Origin of the sequence: Leifsonia sp. 1010 (assembly GCF_031455295.1) — a bacterium.
Taxonomy (GTDB): domain Bacteria; phylum Actinomycetota; class Actinomycetes; order Actinomycetales; family Microbacteriaceae; genus Leifsonia.
Genome location: NZ_JAVDSL010000004.1, coordinates 149,877 through 169,857, shown reverse-complemented (window position 1 = coordinate 169,857; position 19,981 = coordinate 149,877). Strand labels below are relative to the sequence as shown.

The window sequence follows — 19,981 nt, the reverse complement described above, 5'->3', positions numbered from 1 at the left end:
CCTCGCGCCCGCTCAAGCGGCTCGGGCTACTTGTCCTCGCGCTCGACGCCGCGGAAGACGTCGGGGTAGTCGTCGAGCCACGACCAGTGGCTGGCCGGCCAGCTGATCACGAACGCCTTGCCGACGACGTCTGAGAGCGGCACGAAGCCCTCGCCCGGATCGTCCATGTGGTAGCGCGAATCGGCCGAGTTGTAGCGGTTGTCGCCCATCACCCAGACCGAGCCCTCTGGCACCGTCACGTCGAACGACTTCTCGGACACCGCCTGGACTCCGGCGGGAAGCAGCACGTACGGCTCCTTGAGGGGAACGCCGTTGACGCTCATCTGCCCCAGAGCGTTGCAGCAGGTAATGTGGTCGCCCGGAAGGCCGATGAGGCGCTTGACGAGGTGCTGGTCGGAGTCCGACGCGCCCAGGCCCACGAAGTCGAGCACGGCGCCGACGCCCTGCTGGAACGCGTTGCCGGTCTCCGGCGGGGCCGGCGGGAGCCATCCACCCGGATCCTTGAACACGACGACATCGCCGCGCTGCAGGCCGAACACCTTCGGCTGGAGCTCGTTGACGATGATGCGGTCGTTGATCTGGAGGGTGTTTTCCATCGACCCGGAGGGGATGTAGAAGGAGCGCGCGACGAAGGTCTTGATCAGGAACGACACCAGCACCGCCACCACGAAGATGATCACCACATCGCGCAGCAACGTCTTCCAGCTGGACGTGCGCCGGGCGGATCGTCGCGGGCGCGCGGTGGCAGTACTGTCGGTCACAATCTCTCACCGTAACGTGCGGATGCTGTGAGCCGCATCCGACCTCGAACGGGTGTCTTGTTCCCCACCCCGAGCGGTGAGAGCATCTCACTACAGGCCGAACGGCGTATGCCGCCGGCCCGTTCTGATCATGCACGCATCGCTCGGACGACACAGGAGGGCGACGCGACCCGCGGGGCCGCGCCTGACTCCCGCGTGGGCGGCGCTGGTGCTGGTCGCCGGGAGTCTGCTGGGCGTCTCATCGCCCGCCATGGCTGACGAGTGCACCACCGAGTGCGCGCCCGCGGCGACGGACGGATCGGGTGCCCCCGGAGTGGATGCGACCGGCGGCGGCGCGCCTGCGACACCGGATCCGACGCCGTCGGGCGAGCCCGATCCGACGCCGGATCCCACTCCAGACCCGACGCCGACGCCGACGCCGGACCCGACACCCACCCCGGACCCGACGCCCACACCGACCCCCACCCCGTCAGCGCCTCCGTCCTCTCCGCCGGCGTCCACACCGCCGGCCGCGAACCCGCCCGCGGCCCCGGACCCGGCTCCGTCGGATGAGATCACTCTCAGTGTTCCCGACCTCCCGCAGTTCCCGACGGTCGACCCCGCCGACCTCGAGCGGGCCGTGCAACTGGCCAGCGACCTCGCCTCGGCGCAGGCGCAGCTGGCCGACGCGATGAGCGAATCGGAGACCGCCCAGCGCGAGCACGACCAGGCGCAGGCCGCGGCCGACGCCGTGCAGAAGCAGGCGGACGCCGCAGCCGAGCAGGCGCGCAAGAGCGCCGCGTTCGCGACCGCGCTGATCCGTTCGTCCGGCACGCACTTCCTGACCCAGGATCCGCTCAGCGCGGCCCTGCAGGGCTCCGGTGACCTGCTGACCAAGCTGGGCGCCGCCGACCGGCTCGCCGCCCTCTCGAAGGATCGCGACGCCGCCATCCGCGAGGCCTCCGCAGAGAAGAAGCTCGCGCAGAGCTGGGCCGAGAAGGCCCAGAGTGCGGCCCAGGCGGTCGCAGCGGTGGATGTGGACAGCAGCCAGCAGGCCGTGGCCGACGCGCAGGCCCAGGTCAATGCGGCCTCCGCAGCGCTCGCCGCCGCGCCGACGGTGATCGAGGCCGGCTCCGGCTGGCAGGTGCTCACCTCCGACCCGACCCTCGTCGCGAGCGGGTGGGCGCTCCCGGTGCAGGGCTCGCTCACCGACGTGTTCGGCCCGCGGCCGTCGCGTCCGCTCGGCACCGACCCGTTCCATCCCGGTGACGACCTCGGCGCCGCCTGCGGGACGACCATCTACGCGGCAGCGGCGGGCACGGTCGTCCGGGCAGGGCCCTACAGCGGGTACGGCAACTTCATCCTCATCGACCATGGCGGGGGCGTGCAGACCGCATACGGCCACATCCGCGACGGGGGCATCGGGGTGACGGCCGGACAGCAGGTCGCCGCGGGCCAGCCGATCGCGCAGGTGGGGTCGACGGGGCTGTCGACCGGCTGCCACCTGCACTTCGAGGTGCGGGTCAACGGCCTGCAGATCGACCCGCAGCCGTTCCTGGCCGCACGAGGTGTCGTGCTCGGCCGGCACTGATCCTCAGGATTCGCTGGACCCGGCGCGCAAACGGCGCAGCGGGCGTACGGTTCAGGCATGACCGAACTCACCGAGCTGGTCGGGACGTGGATGCGACGTCAGCGCTGGTACTCGACGAAGAACGTCGAGCCGCGCCTGCGGCTTCTCGCGTCGTTCGACGCCGAACCCGCGGACGCCGACGCCCGCGTCGTCACCTACTTCTTCTGCGACGAGGCGCCCCGCACGCCGCGCGTCTATCAGGTGCCCGTGGTCGCGCGCGCGAGCCGCGACGGCGACGAGTCCGCGCTGATCGGCGAGGCCGGGGGACGGTACCTCTACGACGGTCCGACGGAGGAGGCGTACGTCGCGTCCCTCGTGCAGCTGATGACCGGCCAGGAGCGCTCAGAGGGTCGGGACGCGCACGCGCATGGCCACACGCTCGGCGAACGGATCGCGGTGCGCTCGTCACGACGACTGACAGGCGAGCAGTCGAACACGTCCATCGTCGGCGAGCTCGACGACGGCCGTCTCGCCCTCATCAAGGTGTTCCGCGTGGTGCAGGACGGCGAGAACCCCGACGTCTCGACGCTCGCCGCGCTCACAGCGGGCGGCTCGAGGCGGACGCCGGCTCTGCTCGGCTGGCTCACCGGCAGCTGGCCGACCCCGTCGGGCGGGACCGCATCCGGCGAGCTCGCCCTCATGCAGGACTTCGTGCCGGGCGCGGAGGACGGATGGGAGCTGGCGGTCAGCGCCGCCGAGCGCGGCGAGGACTTCACCGACCGCGCCTACCAGCTCGGCGCGGGCACAGCCGAGCTGCATCGCCTGATGGCCCGCTCGCTGCCCACGAAGCCGGCGACGAAAGAGGATGTCGCGCTCGCCCTCGACGGGATGTTCCGACGTCTCACGGTCACGACCACCGAGGTGCCCGAGGTCGACGAGCTCCGCGCGGGGATCGCCGCCGTGTACGAGGACGCGGCCGCTGCGCCGCTCCCGCTGCTGCAGCGCATCCACGGCGACCTCCACCTGGGCCAGGTGCTCTACGCGCCGGACCGCGGCTGGCAGTTCATCGACTTCGAGGGCGAGCCGCTGCGCCCGCTCGCCGAGCGCGCCCTGCCGGATGCGACCATGCGCGATGTCGCCGGGATGCTGCGCTCGTTCGACTACGTCGCCGGCTCTCTCGCACGGAGGGAGACGCCGGTGGATGCGACGGCCTGGGCCGCGAACGCCCGCCAGGCGTACCTCGACGGGTACGCGTCGGTCGCCGGCTCCGAGGTCGAGGACTTCCGCCTGCTCCTCGACGCGTTCGAGCTCGACAAAGCGGTGTACGAGATCGCGTACGAGGCGCGGCACCGGCCGGCGTGGATCCCGATCCCGCTGTCGGCGGTGCAGCGGCTGCTGGCGACCCGCGTCAGCTGACGCCGCTGTTGTCGCCGCGCAGCGACGCGATCATGCTCCGCAGGATGCGGCGGGCCACCGCCTGCTCCGTCTCCGTGAGTCCTGAGAGCATCCGGACCTCCACGGATCGCACGGCCGCGCTCGCCTGCTCGAGACGCCGACGGCCGCGAGCGGTGAGCCGGGTGGGGAGAACCTTCCCGACGGGTGCCTCCGACGGGCGCGTCACGTCCCCCTCCCGCTCCAGCGCCTGAAGGAGCACGTTCATCGACTGGCGGGTGACGAACGTCCCGCGTGCGAGTTCCGAGTTCGAGAGGCCGGGCCGCTGCGACAGCAGCTCCAGACACGAGTAGTGCGTGATGGTCATGCCGAGGGGGCGGAGGACATCCTCCATGGCCGCGCGCAGCGTGCTCGACGCCTCTTTGAGCAGGTAGCCCAGCGACGTCTCGAGGTCCACGCCGACTCCGTCTTGACTCATGTCAGTATTCTGACATAGATTGGGCCGTGTCAGATAACTGACACAAAACGAAGGAGCACTCCATGCCCGCCACCGGACCCGACTTCCTCTCCCTGCAGGTGCGTGATCTCGACGCCTCCCAGGCCTTCTACGAGCAGTACCTCGGGCTCGTCCGCTCGCCGGCAGGGCCTCCGCACGCCGTGGTCTTCGACACGAAGCCGATCGCGTTCGCGCTCCGCGACCTGGTGCCCGGCACCGACCTCGACGCAGCAGCGCAGCCCGGGATCGGCGCAGCGATCTGGCTGCACGCGACCGACGTTCAGGACATCCACGACGCGCTCGTCGCCGACGGGCACACGATCGTCGCCGCGCCTATCGATGGCCCGTTCGGCCGCACGTTCACGTTCGCCGACCCCGACGGCTACCACATCACGTTGCACGACCGCGTCTGACGACCCTGCGATAGCGGCCGTGGCCGCGACAGCGGAACCGGAAACGGCTCAGTGGCCGGTGAAGCCCGGCTTCCGCTTCTCCTGGAAGGCGCGGAACCCCTCGCGGTAGTCGTCGGTGTCGCGCAGGGCCGTCTGTGCGGCGTTCTCTGCGTCGACCGAGCCCCAGAAGTCCAGAGAGCCGTCGCGCAGACCCGAGACGATCCGCTTGCTCGCGAGGAAGGCCTGGGTGGCGCCGGATGCGGCTGCCGCGGCCGCCGCATCCACCTCTTCGCGCAGGGCATCGACGGGAAGCACGCGTGAGAACAGGCCGCCCGCGACCGCTTCGGCGCCGGAGATGAGCCGCCCGGAGTAGATGAGGTCGAGCGCCCGGTGCGGACCGAGTCGCGAGACCAGCAGCCAGTGGCCGCCGGAGTCGAGGGCGGCCCCCAGGGCGGCGAAGGGCGAGCCGACCTTCGCGTCCTCTGCGACGTAGACGACATCCGTGGCGATCAGGAGTCCGAGCCCGACACCCAGGCACGCGCCCTGGGCGGCGGCGAAGGTCGGCGCGGGGAAGTCCGCGATGCGCCGGAGCAGCGGCGTCACCAGGCCGTCGAGGTAGCCGCTCACGTCGTCCGTCGCAGGGTCGACGCCCGCGATGTCGCGTCCGGCGCAGAACGCGCGGCCCTCCCCGCGCAGCACCAGCGCCCGGACCCCGGCGGCTTCCGCGTCGGCGTAGGCGGCATCCAGCGCCCGAAGGTCGTCGGGGCCGAGCGCGTTGAGCCGCTCCGGCGCGTCCAGCGTGACGCGGGCGATCCCGTCGGCGATGTCCAGGTCGATCACGGGGCCTCCGCTGTTCAGACGTCGTAGTCGACCACGACGCGGTCGGTGAGGGGATGGGACTGACAGGTCAGCACGTAACCGCGTTCGAGCTCTTCGGGCTCGAGCGCGTAGTTCTCCGTCATCCGGACGTCGCCGCTGACCAGACGCGCACGGCAGGTCCCGCAGACGCCGCCGGTGCACGCGAAGGGCACGTCGGGGCGCACCCGCAGGGCGGCGTTCAGCACCGACTCGTTCGCATCCACCGGTGTTGTGACCGTCGAGCTGAGCCCGTCGAGCGTGAACTCGATCTCGGCCGTGCGCTCGCCGTCGTGCACCACCACCGGACGGCCTTCGTCGCCGCGCGGCTCGACCGGGTCGCCCGTCGTGAACAGCTCGAAGTGGATGCGCTCCCGCTCCACCCCGTACGTCTCGAGCACGTCCCGGCACAGCTGGACGAGCTCGAACGGTCCGCAGAGGAACCACTCGTCGACGGTCGCCGGCGGGATGAGCGTGTCGAGCATCCTGCGCAGCCGGTCCTCGTCGATGCGGCCGGAGAGCAGAGGTGCCGACCGCTGCTCGCGGGAGAGGACGTGGTGCAGCGCGAGCCGCGACGGGTAGCGGTCCTTCAGGTCGGCGAGCTCCTCGAGGAACATCACGTCGATGGCCGTGCGGTTCGTGTAGACGAGCGTGAACTGCGCGGTCGGGGAGCCGTCGAGGATGCTGCTCGCGAGCGCCATCAGCGGCGTGATGCCCGACCCCGCGGCGATACCGACGACGTGCCGGCCGTCGACGCGGGACGGGTCTACGGTGAACGTGCCCTGCGGGCTCATCACGTCGATTCGGTCGCCCGGTCGCAGTTCGCTCGTCGCCCAGGTCGAGAACGCGCCGCCCAGGTCGCGCTTGATCGCGACGCTGATGCGGCCGGCGTGTTCGGCGGTCGGCGGCAGGGGCGGGCGGCAGAGCGAGTAGCTGCGCCGCAGCTCCCGGCCGTCGACGTGGGCGCGGAGGGCGACGTGCTGCCCGGGCAGGTAGTCGTACTCGCCGCGGAGCTCCTCGGGCACCGCGAAGGTGACCTCGACGCTCGCCGCCGTCAGCGGCCGCACCTCGGCGACCGCGAGCGTGTGGAATCGTGCCCGCGCCATCAGGCCGTCCTCACAGCGCCTTGAAGTGGTCGAACGGCTCGCCGCACGACCGGCAGACGAACAGCGCCTTGCAGGACGTCGAGCCGAAGTGCGCCACCTCGCGCGTATCGAGCGAGTCGCAGTGCGGGCACTTGACCGACATGCTCAGACGGACCGGGCCCGCGGCCGACGGGGGAGCGATGCCGTACTCCTTCAGCGCGCTGCGGCCCTTCGCGCTGATCCAGTCGGTCGTCCACGCGGGCGACAGCACGAGGCGGACGCGCACGTCGCCGAACCCCTCCGCGGCCAGAGCGCGCACGACATCCTCGCGGATCGCATCCATCGCCGGGCATCCCGAGTACGTCGGCGTGATGACGACCTCGACGCCGTCGTCGGAGACGGTCACCTCGCGCAGCACGCCCAGGTCGTCGATGCTGAGCACCGGCACCTCAGGGTCCACCACCGCAGCGACCGCCGACCACGCCCGCGCGGCGTCCGCGTGATGCGTCACCACGACGCCCCCGGGTGCTGGCGGGCGAGCACCTGCAGCTCCGCGAGCAGCGGCGCCAGGTACTCGGAGTGCCGGCCGAGGCGGCCACCGCCTGCCGCATGGAACGCGGTCGGCGGCTCCAGCTGCGCCTCCGCGAGCACCGGGGCGACCTCCGCCTGGAACGGCTCTCGGAGGGACGACGGGCGGACGGCAATGCCGTCGAGCGCGGCGAACAGGTCGTCGCCTCCGGCCGCGTCGTCCGAGAACAGCTCGTCGACGTACGGCCAGACGTCCTCCATGGCGCGCAGGGTGCGGCGGCGCGACTCGTCCGTGCCGAGCGCGAGGCGCAGCATCCACTGGTCCGCGTGGTCGCGGTGGTAGTCGACCTCCTTCACCGCCTTGGCGGCGACACCGGCGAGCACCGGATCGGTGGATGCGCGCAGCCGCTCGTACAGCGGGTGGAGGTAGTGCGCGGCGGCGAACTGCCGGACGATCGTGTGCGCGAAGTCGCCGTTCGGCTGCTCGAACAGGTGCGCCGAGCGGAACCCGGTCTCGTCGCGCCAGTAGGCCAGGTCGTCCTCCGTGCGTCCGGTCGCCGAGCCGGCGTAGCGCAGCAGCGAGCGGGCATGGCCGAGCAGATCGAGGGCGATGTTCGCGAGGGCGACATCCTCCTCCAGCTCCGGAGCGCGGGTGATCCAGCCGCCCAGGCGCTGCGCCAGGATGAGCGCGTCGTCGCCCAGCCACATCGCGTACTCGGCGACCTCGGGGGAGGCGGGGGCGTCGGTGGAGACGAACTCCTCGGAGAGGACGACGGCGCTGAGTTCGACGTGGCCGTGGTCGGTGTCGGTCAGGCCGTGGTCGGTGTCGGTCACAGGTGCTTCACCCCCTCGGCGGCGGTGTAGTACGTGGCGTGGCGGAAGTTCTTGCCCTCCGGCGCGGTGAAGAAGGCATCCTTCGCGTCCGGGTCGCTCGCGGTGATCAGGTCGGAGCGCACCACCCAGATCGAGACGCCCTCGCCCCGCCGGGTGTACAGGTCGCGGGCGTTCCGCACCGCGAGCTCCTCGTCGGGGGCGTGCAGCGAGCCGACGTGCACGTGGCTGAGGCCGCGCGAGGCCCGCACGAACACCTCCCACAGCGGCCACGCCTCGGCGGTCATGCGACCGCCTCCGCGGTCTCGCGGGCGGAACGCTGCTTCTCGGCGTACGCGGCCGCCGCCTCCCGCACCCAGCGGCCGTCCTCGTGCGCCTCCCGGCGCCGCTGCAGACGCTGTGCGTTGCAGACGCCGCGGCCGGCGATGACCTCCTGGAGCTCGCTCCAGTCGATCGGGCCCAGGTCGTACGCCTGGCGCTCCTCGTTCCAGCGGAGGTCCGGGTCGGGCAGCGTGACGCCGAGCGCCTCGGCCTGCGGGACGAGCATCGCGACGAAGCGCTGACGCAGGTCGTCGTTCGAGAAGCGCTTGATCTTCCACGCCATCGAGCGGGCCGAGTTGGGCGAGTCGCCGTCGGGCGGCCCGAACATCATCAGCGACGGCCAGTACCAGCGGTTCACCGCATCCTGTGCCATCCGCTGCTGTTCGGGGGTGCCGCGCATCAGCGTCAGCAGGATCTCGAAGCCCTGCCGCTGATGGAACGACTCCTCCTTGCAGATGCGGACCATCGCGCGGCCGTACGGCGCGTAGGAGCAGCGGCAGAGCGGCACCTGGTTGCAGATCGCGGCGCCGTCGACCAGCCAGCCGATCGCTCCGATGTCCGCCCAGCTCAGCGTCGGGTAGTTGAAGATCGAGGAGTACTTGGCGCGGCCGGAGAGCAGCTGCTCGGTGAGTTCGTCGCGCGTGATGCCGAGGGTCTCGGTCGCGGAGTAGAGGTAGAGCCCGTGGCCGGCTTCGTCCTGCACCTTGGCCATGAGGATCGCCTTGCGCTTCAGGCTCGGAGCGCGCGTGATCCAGTTGGCCTCCGGCTGCATCCCGATGATCTCGGAGTGGGCATGCTGCGACATCTGCCGGATGAGCGTGCGGCGGTAGTCGTCCGGCATCCAGTCGCGCGGCTCCACGCGGGAGTCGGAGGCGATCAGCTCGTCGAAGCGTGCCTGACCGTCGGTGTCGGTTGGCGCCTCTGTGGTGGTGGTCATCGTCGACCTCTCCTCGCGGATCAATACTTACTGATCGTTCGTTCAGTATATCCACGAGAGCGGCACGCGTGCCAGACTGGGCGCGTGACCGACACGCTCCGCTCCGACGCCCTGCGCCGAGGGCGGCCCGGCTACGACCAGCGGGGCATCCTCGAGGTCGCGGTCGCCGCGTTCAACGAGCACGGCTACGACGCGACGTCCATCGGGATGCTCGCCGACCGCCTCGGGCTGTCGAAGTCGGCGATCTATCACCACGTCTCGTCCAAGGACGAGCTGCTCGCCCTCGCGCTCGATGAAGCCCTCGACGGGCTGGAGGGCGTGCTGCGAGCGCCCGAGGCGACGGCCGGGCCGGCGGCCGACCGGCTCGCCTACGTGCTGCGGGGCGCCGTCCGCGTGCTCGCCGACCGGCTGCCGTACGTGACACTGCTGCTGCGCGTCCGCGGCAACACCGACGTGGAGCGGGCGGCGCTGGCCCGTCGCCGCGCGTTCGACCACGCGGTGGCCGAACTGGTGGCCGAGGCGCGGGCCGAGGGCTCGCTGCGTACCGACGCCGACCCCGCGGTCGTCGCGCGCCTCCTCTTCGGGATGATCAACTCCCTCACCGAGTGGTACACCCCCGCGGGCCCCCTGACCCCCGACGACCTCGCCGACACCATCCTCGCTCTCGCCCTCCGCTGACCCGCGCGGTTCCGCCCGAAGCCAATAGCTCCTGAGTTTTTCGCGCTCGCAGCGGCGATTCGTGCGAAAAACTCAGGAGCTGTTGGCTTGTGGATGGGGCTATTTGGCTACGAGGGTCAGGACGTCGTAGGTGGCCACGAGCTCGTCGTGCTGGTTCAGGATGCGCGCATCCCATCGGACCTCGCCGTAGTCGTCGGTCTCGCGCGGCGTGATCTGCTTCGCCGTCAGGGCGACGCGGATGCTGTCGCCGGGCACGACGGGCGTCAGGAACCGCAGGTCCTCCAGCCCGTAGTTGGCGAGCACCGGCCCCGGCGCCGGGTCCACGAACAGCCCGGCCGCCCACGACACGAGCAGATACCCGTGCGCCACCCGCCCGGGGAAGAACGGGTTCGCGGCCGCGGCCTCCTCATCCATATGGGCGTAGAACGTGTCGCCGGTGAACGTTGCGAACGTCTCGATGTCGTCGAGCGTGACCCGCCGCGACCCGGACTGCACCTGGTCGCCGATCCGCAGGGTCGCCAGCGACTTGCGGAAGGGATGCGGCGGCTCGGCCGACGCGGCGGCACCGGGATGCCACACCCCGGTGATCGCGGTGAGCAGATCGGGAGACCCCTGCAGCGCCGTCCGCTGCATGTGGTTCAGCACCGCGCGGATCCCGCCCAGCTCCTCGCCGCCTCCCGCTCGACCCGGTCCTCCGTGCACGAGGTGCGGCATGGGGGAGCCGTGTCCGGTGGAGGTGCGGGCGTCGTCGCGGTCGACCACGAGGACGCGGCCGTTGTACGCCGCCGAGCCGAGCACGAACGTGCGCGCGAACTCCGGGTCATGCGAAGCCACGCTGGTGACGAGCGACCCGCCGCCGCGCGCGACCAGCGCGACCGCTTCCTCCGCCGTGTCGTAGGACAGGACGCTCGCGACCGGCCCGAACGCCTCGACCGTGTGCGCCTCAGGCGTCCACGCGTCGGCGAACCGCAGCAGCACCGGCGCGACGAAGGCACCCTCCGGAACGACGCCGGTCGTGCCGTCGGCCCGGACCACGGTCGGCTGGTCGAGCCCACCGAGCACCAGCTCGCCGCCCGCCGCGACGAGCCGTCCCACCTGCCGCAGCACCTCCTCGCGCTGCGTGCGCGAGGCGAGCGGCCCCATCGTGACGCCTTCGGCGCGCGGATCCCCGATCACGACGCGCGAGGCGATGCGGTCGCGCACCGCGGCGATCACATCGCCCTCAAGCGCTGTGGGAACGATCGCCCGGCGGATGGCCGTGCACTTCTGCCCCGACTTGGCCGTCATCTCGACGACCAGCCCCTTCACGTACGCGTCGAACTCCGGCGTCCCGGTGACGGCATCCGGCCCGAGCACCGACGCGTTGATCGAGTCGGTCTCGCTCGTGAACCGCACCCCGCCGGTCTGCACCGAGTCGTGCGCCTTCAGGCGTTCGGCGGTGGATGCGGACCCCGTGAACGCGACCAGGTCACCGAGCCGCAGGTGGTCGAACAGGTCGGGGACCGATCCGCTCACCAGCTGCAGGGAGCCCGCGGGAAGGAGCCCGGACTCGACCATGATCCGCACCGCGGCCTCGGCCACGAACGCGGTCGGGGTGGCCGGCTTGACGAGCGTCGGCATCCCGGCGAGGAAGGAGGGCGCGAGCTTCTCGAGCATCCCCCAGACCGGGAAGTTGAAGGCGTTGATCTGCACGGCGACGCCCGGCAGCCGGGTGTAGACGTGGCGGCCGAGGAAGCTGCCGTCCTTCGACAGCTGCTCGGCGGGCCCGTCGAGCACGACCTGCGCGTTGGGCAGCTCGCGCCGTCCCTTCGAGCCGTAGGTGAACATCGCGCCGATGCCGCCGTCGACGTCGATCCAGGCGTCGGCCCGGGTCGCGCCGGCCTGGGCCGACAGCTCGTACAACTCGTCCTTGCGCTCGGTGAGCGCCTGCGCAAGCTGCTTGAGCAGCAGGGCGCGCTGGTGGAACGTCAACGCGCCGAGGGAGCGCTGTCCGACGGTCCGGGCGTGGTCGAGCGCGCCGGCGAGGTCGAGGCCGGCGGTGCTGACCCGGGCGATGACGGCGCCGGTGGAGGCGTCGAGCACCTCGGCGACGCCGTCCTCCGTGGCAGCACCGACCGCGGATTCTGGCGTCCACCATCCATCGCGGATGTAACTGGGCAGGATCATCGAAGGCCTCCTCGAGTGGATGCGTATGCTGGCGGCATGGCCGACGGCGACTGGACGATCGAACTGGGTGAGCTCGACGTGAAGATGGGGGTGCGCATCCTGGAGCAGTCCGCGGAGCGCGTGGTGGCGACGATGCCCGTCGAGGGCAACCGGCAGTCGTTCGGGCTGCTGCACGGCGGCGCGTCGGTCGCGTTCGCGGAGGCGCTCGGGTCGTGGGCGGCCGTCATCCACGCCGGTCCCGGACGCAGCGCGGTCGGCGTCGACATCAACGCGACGCACCATCGCGCGGCGCGGTCGGGCCTCGTGACCGGGGTGGCGACCGCGATCCGGCTGGGCCGCACCATCGCCTCGCACGAGATCGTCATCACCGACGAGGACGGCAACCGGCTCTGCACGGCGCGCATCACGAACCTCATCGTGGACGCTCCCCAGCGGTAGCGATCGGCGACCCGTCCTCGCCCCAGGCGAAGAACCCCTGGCCGGTCTTGCGGCCGAGCATCCCCTCATCCACCATGCGCCGCAGCAGCTCCGGCGGCTCGAAACGCGGCCCCAGCTCGCGGGCGAGGTACTCGGCGATGTCGAGCCGCACATCCAGCCCGACCATGTCGGTGAGCCGCAGCGGACCGACGGGATGCTTGTAGCCGAGCTCCATCGCCGTGTCGATGCCGTCGGGGGTGGCGACGCCCTCCTCGACCATGCGGATCGCCTCCAGCCCGAGCAGCACCCCGAGGCGGGAGGAGGCGAAGCCGGGGGAGTCGCGCACGGTGATCGCCGTCTTGCCCAGCGCGCGCACCCATCGTTCGGCGGCCTCCCCGGCGGTGGCGGCGGTCGCGGTACCCAGCACGACCTCCACGAGAGTGGATGCGGGGACCGGGTTGAAGAAGTGCAGCCCCAGGAAGGCGCCCGGCCGGGTCAGGCCGTCCGCCAGGGCGTCGATCGACAGGGACGAGGTGTTCGTGGCGAGCACCGCATCCACCGGCAGCAGTTGCTCCGCGCGGGCCAGGGCTTCGCGCTTCAGGTCGAGCAGTTCGGGCACCGCCTCGATCGCGAGGCCGGCGCCGTTCAGAGCCTCCCAGGTCACGGTGACGAGCAGGCGCGCCGGGTCGGGGGCTGGGGAGCCGCGGCGGACGCTGCCCTCGACGGCGGTCAGGATGCGCTCCCGCGCCTCCGACGCGGCGGTCGCGTTCTGCTCGACGACGGTCACCTCGGCACCCGCCATGAGGAACGCGTGCGCGATCCCCGATCCCATCCGCCCGCCGCCGATGACGGCGACCCGTTCGGGCAGCCCCGACGTGCTCATCTCCGGCCCCTCCGCTCCAGGAACTCGGTCATCCTCCGCCGCTTCTCCGGCGACTCGAACAGCACCGCCTGCGCCTCACGCTCGGCGGCAGGATGCCGTTCGGCCGGTTCGCGCAGCACCCGCTTGGTGAGCTGGGTCGCCAGGGGGTCGTTCGCGGCGATGCGGTCGGCCAGGGCGTGGGCTGCCGTGAGCAGCTCGCCCGGCTCGAACAGGTCGCCGACGAGTCCGGCTGCGAGCGCCTCCTCGCCGGTGAGGATGCGCCCGGTCAGCACCAGCTCGGTGGCGAGCGGCAGGCCGACGAGCTCCGGCAGCCTCGACAGCGCGCCGGCGGCGGCGATGATCCCGAGGCCGGTCTCCGGGTTGCCGATGCGGAGTCGCGGGGTGCCGATCCGCAGGTCGGCGGCGTAGGCGAGTTCGGCTCCGCCGCCCAGCGCGTAGCCGTCGAGAGCGGCGATCACCGGCATCGGCAGCATCGCGATGCGGGTGAAGATCGTGTCGTTGATGCCGCTCGCGGCGTCGGCGGCGGTGCGCTCTCGCAGCTCGGCGATGTCGGCTCCGGAGGCGAACACGCCGCCCGAACCGGTGAGGATGAGGATGCGCGGCTGCATTTCCAGCGTCGCGCACACGCGGTGCAGCTCGTCCACCATCTGCTGGTCGATCGCATTGCGGCGCTCCGGCCGGTCGAGCGTGACCACGACCCGGTCGCCGCGCTCCTCGACCGCGAGAGTGCTGTACCCGGTCATACCGCCTCCACGATCAGCGAGGTGCCCTGGCCGACGCCCACGCACATGGTCGCGAGCCCGCGTCGTGCCCCCTCCCGCTCCATCCGGCCGAGCAGGGTGACGAGGATGCGCGACCCGCTCGACCCGAGCGCGTGGCCGAGGGCGATGGCGCCGCCCTCCGCGTTGACGACCGCGGGGTCGAGCTCGAGGCGGCGGATGCAGGCGATGGCCTGACTGGCGAACGCCTCATTGATTTCGATCGCGCCGAGGTCGGAGGCGTCGAGTCCGGCGCGTGCGAGGACCTTCTGCGTCGCGGGAACCGGACCGAGGCCCATGATCTCCGGCGCGACGCCGGCGCTGGCCGCGGCCACGATGCGCGCCCGGGGCTGCAGTCCGCAGCGCTCGACGGCCGCTGCGCTCGCCACCACGATCGCGGACGCTCCGTCGTTCAGTGGCGATGCGTTGCCCGCGGTGACCACACTGCCGCCCGCGACGACCGGCTTCAGACGCGCCAGCGCATCCATCCCGGTGTCGCGGCGGATGCCCTCGTCGGCGGTGACCGTCCCGGCCGCGGTCTCGACGGGGAGCAGCTCGGCGTCGAACCGTCCGCCGTCGGCCGCGGCCACGGCTCGCCGGTGGCTCTCCAGGGCGAAGGCGTCGGCCTCCTCCCGTGTGATGCCGTCGAGCCGGGCGACCTCCTCGGCCGTCTCGGGCATCGTGTAGGTCGCCTTATCGCGTTCAAGCAGGCGCGGGTTGGTGAATCGCCAGCCGATCGACGTGTCGTACTGCGGCCCGGGCTTCGCCCACGGCCGCTCCGGCTTCGCCTGCACCCAGGGCGCTCGGGTCATCGACTCGACTCCGCCCGCCACCACCAGGTCCGCATCCCCGGCCCGGATCGCCTGCGCGGCCTGGATGACCGCGGTCAAGCCGGATGCACACAGCCGGTTGACCGTCATCGCCGGCACCGCGTCCGGCAGCCCGGCGAGCAGCACGGCCATGCGCGCGACGTTGCGGTTGTCCTCGCCGGCCTGGTTCGCGGCGCCCAGGATCACCTCGTCGAGGGCGTCCCGGGGAGCGGCGGCCCGCCGTACGGCCTCGGCGACGACGAGCGCGGCGAGGTCGTCGGGACGGACTCCCGCGAGCGCTCCGCCGTAGCGGCCGACCGGGGTGCGCACCCCGCCGACGAGGTAGGCCTCCGCCATCGCTGCCCTCTTCCTCGAACGCGACGAATTACCGAACGAACGTTCAGCAATTGCATCGTCGCAGAATCGCCGCCCACGGGCAACCCGCGCCGTCGCCGCGTCGGCCCGCCCCGGTCGGAGATCCCGCCGGTTCCGGCGCCAATCTCCATCCCGGCCGCGGCGCGTCGGAGTTTCGAACGTTTCACACCTACGCTGGCGCCCGCATCGCCGACGGAAGCGGGTTGATGCGTCCGGTCGGAGATCCCGCCGGTCGTGGCGCGTATCTCCGTCCCGGCCGCGGTGCGTCGGAGTTTCGAACGTTTCATACCTACGCTGGCGCTCGCACCGCCGACGGAAGGGGGTGGATGCGTCCGGTCGGAGATCGCGCCGGTCCTGGCGCGTATCTCCGTCACAGCCGCGGTGCGTCGGAGTTTCGAACGTTTCATACCTACGCTGGCGCTCGCGTCGCCGACGGAAGCGGGTTGATGCGCCCGGTCGGAGATTCCGCCGGTTCCGGCTCGTATCTCCATCACAGCCGCGGCGCGTCGGAGTTTCGAACGTTTCATACCGACGCTGGCGCCCGCATCGCCGATGGAAGCGCGTGGATGCGCCCGGTCGGAGATTCCGCCGGTTCCGGCGCGTATCTCCGTCCCGGCCGCGGTGCGTCGGAGTTTCGAACGTTTCACACCTACGCTGGCGCCGCGCGTCCCTACCGCTGGTCGTGGTCCTCGAACACCAGCGACGTCTTCGTGTCCCGTACCGACGGGATGCTCGTCAGCTCCTCCAGCACCACCCGCCGCAGGTCTTCGTTGTCCCGGGCCCGCACCAGCAGGATGACGTCGAAGTCGCCGCCGACGAGCGCGAAGTGCTCCACCTCGGGGATCTGTCGCAGGCGGTCGCGGAGGTCGTGCCAGGCCGCCTGCTCCACGCGCATGGTCACGTACGCCGACGACCGGCGCCCGGACAGCCGCGGGTCGACCTTCGCCGTGAAGCCGGTGATCACGCCGTCCGACACGAGCCGAGAGAGCCGCGCGTACGCGTTCGCGCGCGACACGTGCGCCGCCTCCGCGACCGCGGTGATGGAGGCGCGGCCGTCGGCGCGCAGAGCGTCCAGGATGCGTACGTCGATGTCGTCCATGGTGCTGGACAGTCTGGCACTCGAACGCGCTCCGCGCATCCATTCGTCTCGGTTCCGGCGCACCCGTAGCGTCCGGGGTCCAGCGAAGTCATCCTGATGATGAGCGACGTCTTTCAAAGGAGAACGGATGCACGCCGACGCACCGCTGCGCGCGGACGACCTGCTGCCGGGCGACACCCCGCTGCGGCTCATCGACCAGGACGGGTCCGCTGACCTGAGCGGCCACGCCGCCCTGGCGCCCGAGCGCGTCCCCGATCAGGACACCCTGCGCGACGGCTACCGCCGCCTCGTCCTCGCCCGCCGCCTCAACGACCAAGCCGACGCCCTTGTCCGCCAGGGCCGGCTCGCGGTCTATCCGTCGTCGCACGGTCAGGAGGCCTGCGAGATCGCCGCGGCGATGGTGCTCGGCGAGCAGGACTGGCTGTTCCCGACCTACCGCGACACCGTCGCCGTGATCGCGCGCGGCGTCGACCCGTTCGAGGCTTTCGTGCTGCTCCGCGGCGATTGGCATTCCGGTTACGACCCCAACCGGCACCGCGTGGCCCCCCAGGCGACGCCGCTGGCGACCCAGCTGCTCCACGCCGTCGGCTTCGCCCACGCCGCCCGCCTCCGCGGCGAGGACACCGTGGTGCTCGCGATGTGCGGCGACGGCGCGACGAGTGAGGGCGACTTCCACGAGGCGCTCAACTTCGCCGCCGTCTTCCACCTGCCCGTGGTCTTCCTGGTGCAGAACAACGGCTACGCGATCTCGGTGCCCCTCAGCCGGCAGACCGCCGCGCCGAGCCTGGCGCACAAGGGCGTCGGCTACGGGATGCGCGGGCGCCTCGTCGACGGCAACGACCTCGCCGCTCTGCTCGCGGTGCTCGGGCAGGCCGTCGAGGAGGCGCGGGAGGGAGGTGGCCCGACGCTCGTCGAGGCGGTCACCTACCGGGTCAAGTCGCACACCAACGCCGACGACGCCACCCGCTACCGCACCTCCGACGAGGTGGAGCCGTGGCTCGCGCGCGACCCGCTGCTCCGGCTGCGCGCCTGGCTGACGGCGCAGGGAGTCCTCACCGAGGGCGACGACGCCGAGGCGCACGCCCACGCGGAGCGGGTCGCCGCGGACCTCCGCACGGCGATCATGGCCGACGCCGAGCCGCATCCCGAAGACCTGTTCGCCCACGTCTACGCCACGCCGACCCCGCAGCTGCGCGAGCAGGCCGAGCAGCTCGCCGCCGAGCTCCGCGCCGCCGACGCGGGCCGCGCGGGCCATGCGGGCCAGACCAGCCAGGAGGCCGCACGATGACGCTCATGCACGACGCTCCCGCCGAACGCCCGGCCGGCGCCGAACCGCCGCAGGAAGCATCCACCGCGCCCGTCACCATGACGATGGCGCAGGCCCTGAACCGCGCCCTCGCCGACGCCCTCGCCGCCGACCCGTCCGTGGTCGTCTTCGGCGAGGACGTCGGCGCGCTCGGCGGCGTCTTCCGCATCACCGACGGGCTCACCGCCCGCTTCGGCGAGAGCCGCTGCTTCGACACCCCGCTGGCCGAGTCCGGCATCGTCGGCACGGCGGTCGGCATGGCCATGAACGGGATGCGCCCGATCGTCGAGATGCAGTTCGACGCCTTCGCGTATCCGGCTTTCGAGCAGATCGTCGACCACGTCGCCAAGATGGGCAACCGCACGCAGGGCCGTGTGCGCCTTCCGATGGTGGTGCGCATCCCGTACGCCGGCGGCATCGGCGGGGTGGAGCACCACTCCGACTCGTCGGAGGCGTACTACGTGCACACGCCCGGCCTGACGGTGGTGTCGCCCGCGACCCCGCAAGACGCGTACGGGCTGCTGCGCGCCGCCATCGCGCATCCCGACCCGGTCATCTTCCTCGAACCGAAGAAGCTGTACTGGTCGACGGGCGAGGTGGATGTTGAGGCGCCGCTCCCCGAGATCGGCCGCGCGAGCGTCGCGCGGGAGGGCGACGACGTGACCCTCATCGCCTACGGCCCGTCCGTCCCGGTCGCGCTCGCCGCGGCCGAGGCGGCCGCGGAGGACGGCCGCAGTATCGGGGTCGTCGACCTGCGGTCGCTCGTCCCGTTCGACGACGAGACCGTGTGCGCTGCGGTCCGCCGCACCGGCCGAGCGGTCGTCGTGGCGGAGGCTCCCGGTTTCGCCAGCATGGCGGCCGAGATCGTGGCGCGCGTGTCGGAGCGCTGCTTCCACCACCTGCTCGCGCCGGTGCATCGGGTGACCGGGTTCGACACCCCCTTCGCGCCGCCCAAGCTCGAGAGGTTCTACCTGCCCGACGTCGACCGCGTGCTGGATGCGGTGGATGCGCTGCAGTGGGAGGACGCATGACCACGCGGGTGTTCACCCTCCCGGACCTCGGCGAGGGGCTGACCGACGCCGAGCTCGTGCGCTGGTTGGTCGCGGTCGGCGATACCGTCGTGACGGACCAGCCGATCGCCGAGGTCGAGACGGCGAAGTCCGTCGTCGAGGTGCCGTCGCCGTATGCCGGTCGGGTGACTGCTCTGCACGGCGCCGAGGGCGAGAACATCCTGGTCGGCGCCCCGCTGATCGAGGTGGAGGAGCCGGCGGAAGCGTCGGCGACCTCCAGCGGTTCGGGCGCGGTGCTGGTGGGGTACGGCACGACGGCGCACGCCGGTCGTCGCCCCCGCGCCTCGCGTACGACGACGCTCGAGCCGCCGCGCGCGACCGCCGTCACACCGCCGCGCCCGCACGTCGTCCCGGTCGTCTCGCCGGTCGTCCGCGCGCTCGCCCGCAGCCACGGGATCGACCTCTCGACCCTCCGCCCGGGCCGCCCGGACGGCGTCGTCACGCGGCACGACGTGGAGGCGGCGCTGTCGGCGCGCGCGCAGGTGCCGGCCCGCGCATCCACCGCATCCCCGTCGTCGGTTTCGCCGGATACCGCTCAGACCGACCCGCGCACCGGCCTCGCGGTGCGCGAGACGACCGCGTTCTCCCGCCTGCGCCGAACGGTCGCCGAGACGATGTCGCGCAGCCGCGCCGAGATCCCCGAGGCGACGGTGTGGGTGGATGTGGATGCGACCGAGCTGTGGGACGGCCGCCGCCGCCTCGCCCGCACGGGCCGCGCCCCCTCGTTCCTCTCCTTCGTGGCCCGGTTCGCCCTCACCGCGCTCGCGCGCCACCCCGAGCTCGCGGGGCGCGTCACGGCCGACGGGCAGGGCCTCCAGCTGTTCGAGGGCGTCAACCTGGGCTTCGCCGCCGATACCGACCGCGGGCTCCTCGTCCCGGTCGTCCGCCGGGCCGACCGGCTCTCCGTGCGCGAGCTGGATGCGGAGCTCGACCGTCTTGCGCAAGCGGCCCGTGAAGGGACTCTCCCGCCCGCCGACCTCGCAGGCTCGACGTTCACGATCAACAACTACGGGAGCCTCGGCGTCGACGGCAGCGCCGCGATCATCAATCACCCGGAGGTCGCCATCCTCGGCCTCGGCCGGGCGATCGAGCGGCCGTGGGTGGTGGACGGCGCGATCGTGCCCCGCCGCATTTTGCAGCTGTCGCTCGTGTTCGATCACCGGGTCACCGACGGGGGAGTCGCGGCCGGGTTCCTACGCGACATCGCGGACGCGATCGAGTCGCCGCTCGGCGCGCTGGCGGACACGCCCGGCGCCGTCGGAGGCTGAGCGTA

21 protein-coding genes are annotated in these 19,981 nt (G+C 72.0%); 8 read left to right on the top strand and 13 right to left on the bottom strand.

Annotated features, from left to right (window positions below; genetic code table 11):
• Positions 1-26 precede the first annotated feature (26 nt).
• Entirely contained in the window at positions 27-761 is a 735-nt protein-coding gene (lepB, locus tag J2Y42_RS16555; protein WP_309860655.1) for a signal peptidase I, read from the bottom strand.
• 250 nt (positions 762-1,011) lie between these two features.
• On the opposite strand from lepB, the gene J2Y42_RS16550 reads away from it, so the two are divergent.
• Together J2Y42_RS16550 and J2Y42_RS16545 are read left to right on the top strand one after the other, a co-directional pair.
• Positions 1,012-2,331, top strand: coding sequence for a M23 family metallopeptidase (locus tag J2Y42_RS16550; protein ID WP_309860654.1), 1,320 nt, complete (start codon positions 1,012-1,014; stop codon positions 2,329-2,331).
• Positions 2,332-2,388: 57 nt separating this feature from the next.
• Positions 2,389-3,726, top strand: coding sequence for a maltokinase N-terminal cap-like domain-containing protein (locus J2Y42_RS16545; protein WP_309860653.1), 1,338 nt, complete (start codon positions 2,389-2,391; stop codon positions 3,724-3,726).
• On the opposite strand, the gene J2Y42_RS16540 is transcribed toward J2Y42_RS16545, so the two are convergent.
• On the bottom strand, positions 3,719-4,180 hold the full coding sequence (locus J2Y42_RS16540) for a MarR family transcriptional regulator (protein ID WP_309860651.1): 462 nt from the start codon (positions 4,178-4,180) through the stop codon (positions 3,719-3,721). The genes J2Y42_RS16545 and J2Y42_RS16540 overlap by 8 nt on opposite strands.
• Positions 4,181-4,242: 62 nt before the next feature.
• Between J2Y42_RS16540 and J2Y42_RS16535 the strand changes: the two genes are divergently transcribed.
• A complete protein-coding gene (locus J2Y42_RS16535; protein WP_309860649.1) occupies positions 4,243-4,611 on the top strand; it encodes a VOC family protein in 369 nt (122 codons plus the stop codon).
• A gap of 48 nt (positions 4,612-4,659) precedes the next feature.
• Here the strand turns inward: J2Y42_RS16535 and J2Y42_RS16530 are convergent, their stop codons facing one another.
• The 6 genes from J2Y42_RS16530 to paaA are packed head-to-tail and all read right to left on the bottom strand — an operon-like array spanning position 4,660 to position 9,147.
• Positions 4,660-5,430: an enoyl-CoA hydratase-related protein gene (locus J2Y42_RS16530; RefSeq protein ID WP_309860647.1), complete on the bottom strand. Its 771-nt coding sequence runs from the start codon at positions 5,428-5,430 to the stop codon at positions 4,660-4,662.
• A 14-nt stretch (positions 5,431-5,444) separates the two neighbouring features.
• Positions 5,445-6,551, bottom strand: a complete 1,107-nt coding sequence (paaE, locus tag J2Y42_RS16525; protein WP_309860645.1) for a 1,2-phenylacetyl-CoA epoxidase subunit PaaE — start codon at positions 6,549-6,551, stop codon at positions 5,445-5,447.
• A 10-nt stretch (positions 6,552-6,561) separates the two neighbouring features.
• Positions 6,562-7,044, bottom strand: a complete 483-nt coding sequence (paaD, locus tag J2Y42_RS16520) for a 1,2-phenylacetyl-CoA epoxidase subunit PaaD (RefSeq protein WP_309860643.1) — start codon at positions 7,042-7,044, stop codon at positions 6,562-6,564.
• Entirely contained in the window at positions 7,038-7,892 is an 855-nt protein-coding gene (gene paaC / locus J2Y42_RS16515; RefSeq protein ID WP_309860640.1) for a 1,2-phenylacetyl-CoA epoxidase subunit PaaC, read from the bottom strand. Before paaC ends, paaD begins: the two co-directional genes overlap by 7 nt.
• Positions 7,889-8,176, bottom strand: a complete 288-nt coding sequence (paaB, locus tag J2Y42_RS16510; protein ID WP_018191776.1) for a 1,2-phenylacetyl-CoA epoxidase subunit PaaB — start codon at positions 8,174-8,176, stop codon at positions 7,889-7,891. Before paaB ends, paaC begins: the two co-directional genes overlap by 4 nt.
• Positions 8,173-9,147, bottom strand: a complete 975-nt coding sequence (gene paaA / locus J2Y42_RS16505; protein ID WP_309860638.1) for a 1,2-phenylacetyl-CoA epoxidase subunit PaaA — start codon at positions 9,145-9,147, stop codon at positions 8,173-8,175. The genes paaB and paaA overlap by 4 nt, the downstream gene beginning before the upstream one ends.
• An 84-nt stretch (positions 9,148-9,231) precedes the next feature.
• On the opposite strand from paaA, the gene J2Y42_RS16500 reads away from it, so the two are divergent.
• A complete protein-coding gene (locus J2Y42_RS16500) occupies positions 9,232-9,825 on the top strand; it encodes a TetR/AcrR family transcriptional regulator (RefSeq protein ID WP_309860637.1) in 594 nt (197 codons plus the stop codon).
• Between the two features lie 99 nt (positions 9,826-9,924).
• Here J2Y42_RS16500 and paaZ read toward each other — a convergent pair whose 3' ends face one another.
• The gene (gene paaZ / locus J2Y42_RS16495) at positions 9,925-11,991 is read right to left on the bottom strand and encodes a phenylacetic acid degradation bifunctional protein PaaZ (RefSeq protein ID WP_309860635.1); all 2,067 of its coding nucleotides are present in this window, start codon (positions 11,989-11,991) and stop codon (positions 9,925-9,927) included.
• A gap of 36 nt (positions 11,992-12,027) precedes the next feature.
• On the opposite strand from paaZ, the gene J2Y42_RS16490 reads away from it, so the two are divergent.
• Entirely contained in the window at positions 12,028-12,429 is a 402-nt protein-coding gene (locus tag J2Y42_RS16490; protein WP_018191772.1) for a PaaI family thioesterase, read from the top strand.
• Here the strand turns inward: J2Y42_RS16490 and J2Y42_RS16485 are convergent.
• The 4 genes from J2Y42_RS16485 to J2Y42_RS16470 form a co-directional block, all read right to left on the bottom strand.
• Positions 12,404-13,291: a 3-hydroxyacyl-CoA dehydrogenase family protein gene (locus tag J2Y42_RS16485; RefSeq protein WP_309860633.1), complete on the bottom strand. Its 888-nt coding sequence runs from the start codon at positions 13,289-13,291 to the stop codon at positions 12,404-12,406. The two genes, J2Y42_RS16490 and J2Y42_RS16485, sit on opposite strands and share 26 nt — an antisense overlap.
• On the bottom strand, positions 13,288-14,034 hold the full coding sequence (locus tag J2Y42_RS16480) for an enoyl-CoA hydratase/isomerase family protein (RefSeq protein ID WP_309860631.1): 747 nt from the start codon (positions 14,032-14,034) through the stop codon (positions 13,288-13,290). The genes J2Y42_RS16485 and J2Y42_RS16480 overlap by 4 nt, the downstream gene beginning before the upstream one ends.
• Positions 14,031-15,215 (bottom strand): acetyl-CoA C-acyltransferase, encoded by a 1,185-nt coding sequence (locus J2Y42_RS16475; RefSeq protein WP_309860629.1) that lies wholly within the window; start codon positions 15,213-15,215, stop codon positions 14,031-14,033. The genes J2Y42_RS16480 and J2Y42_RS16475 overlap by 4 nt, the downstream gene beginning before the upstream one ends.
• Before the next feature lie 688 nt (positions 15,216-15,903).
• Complete coding sequence (locus J2Y42_RS16470) at positions 15,904-16,332, bottom strand: Lrp/AsnC family transcriptional regulator (RefSeq protein WP_018191768.1); 429 nt, start codon at positions 16,330-16,332, stop codon at positions 15,904-15,906.
• Positions 16,333-16,459: 127 nt separating this feature from the next.
• Between J2Y42_RS16470 and pdhA the strand changes: the two genes are divergently transcribed.
• From pdhA to J2Y42_RS16455, 3 genes are read left to right on the top strand one after another with little or no spacing between them, the layout of a single operon-like run.
• On the top strand, positions 16,460-17,620 hold the full coding sequence (gene pdhA / locus J2Y42_RS16465; RefSeq protein ID WP_309860627.1) for a pyruvate dehydrogenase (acetyl-transferring) E1 component subunit alpha: 1,161 nt from the start codon (positions 16,460-16,462) through the stop codon (positions 17,618-17,620).
• Positions 17,617-18,669 (top strand): alpha-ketoacid dehydrogenase subunit beta, encoded by a 1,053-nt coding sequence (locus J2Y42_RS16460; RefSeq protein ID WP_309860626.1) that lies wholly within the window; start codon positions 17,617-17,619, stop codon positions 18,667-18,669. The genes pdhA and J2Y42_RS16460 overlap by 4 nt, the downstream gene beginning before the upstream one ends.
• Complete coding sequence (locus J2Y42_RS16455; protein WP_309860624.1) at positions 18,666-19,976, top strand: dihydrolipoamide acetyltransferase family protein; 1,311 nt, start codon at positions 18,666-18,668, stop codon at positions 19,974-19,976. The genes J2Y42_RS16460 and J2Y42_RS16455 overlap by 4 nt, the downstream gene beginning before the upstream one ends.
• Positions 19,977-19,981 lie beyond the last annotated feature (5 nt).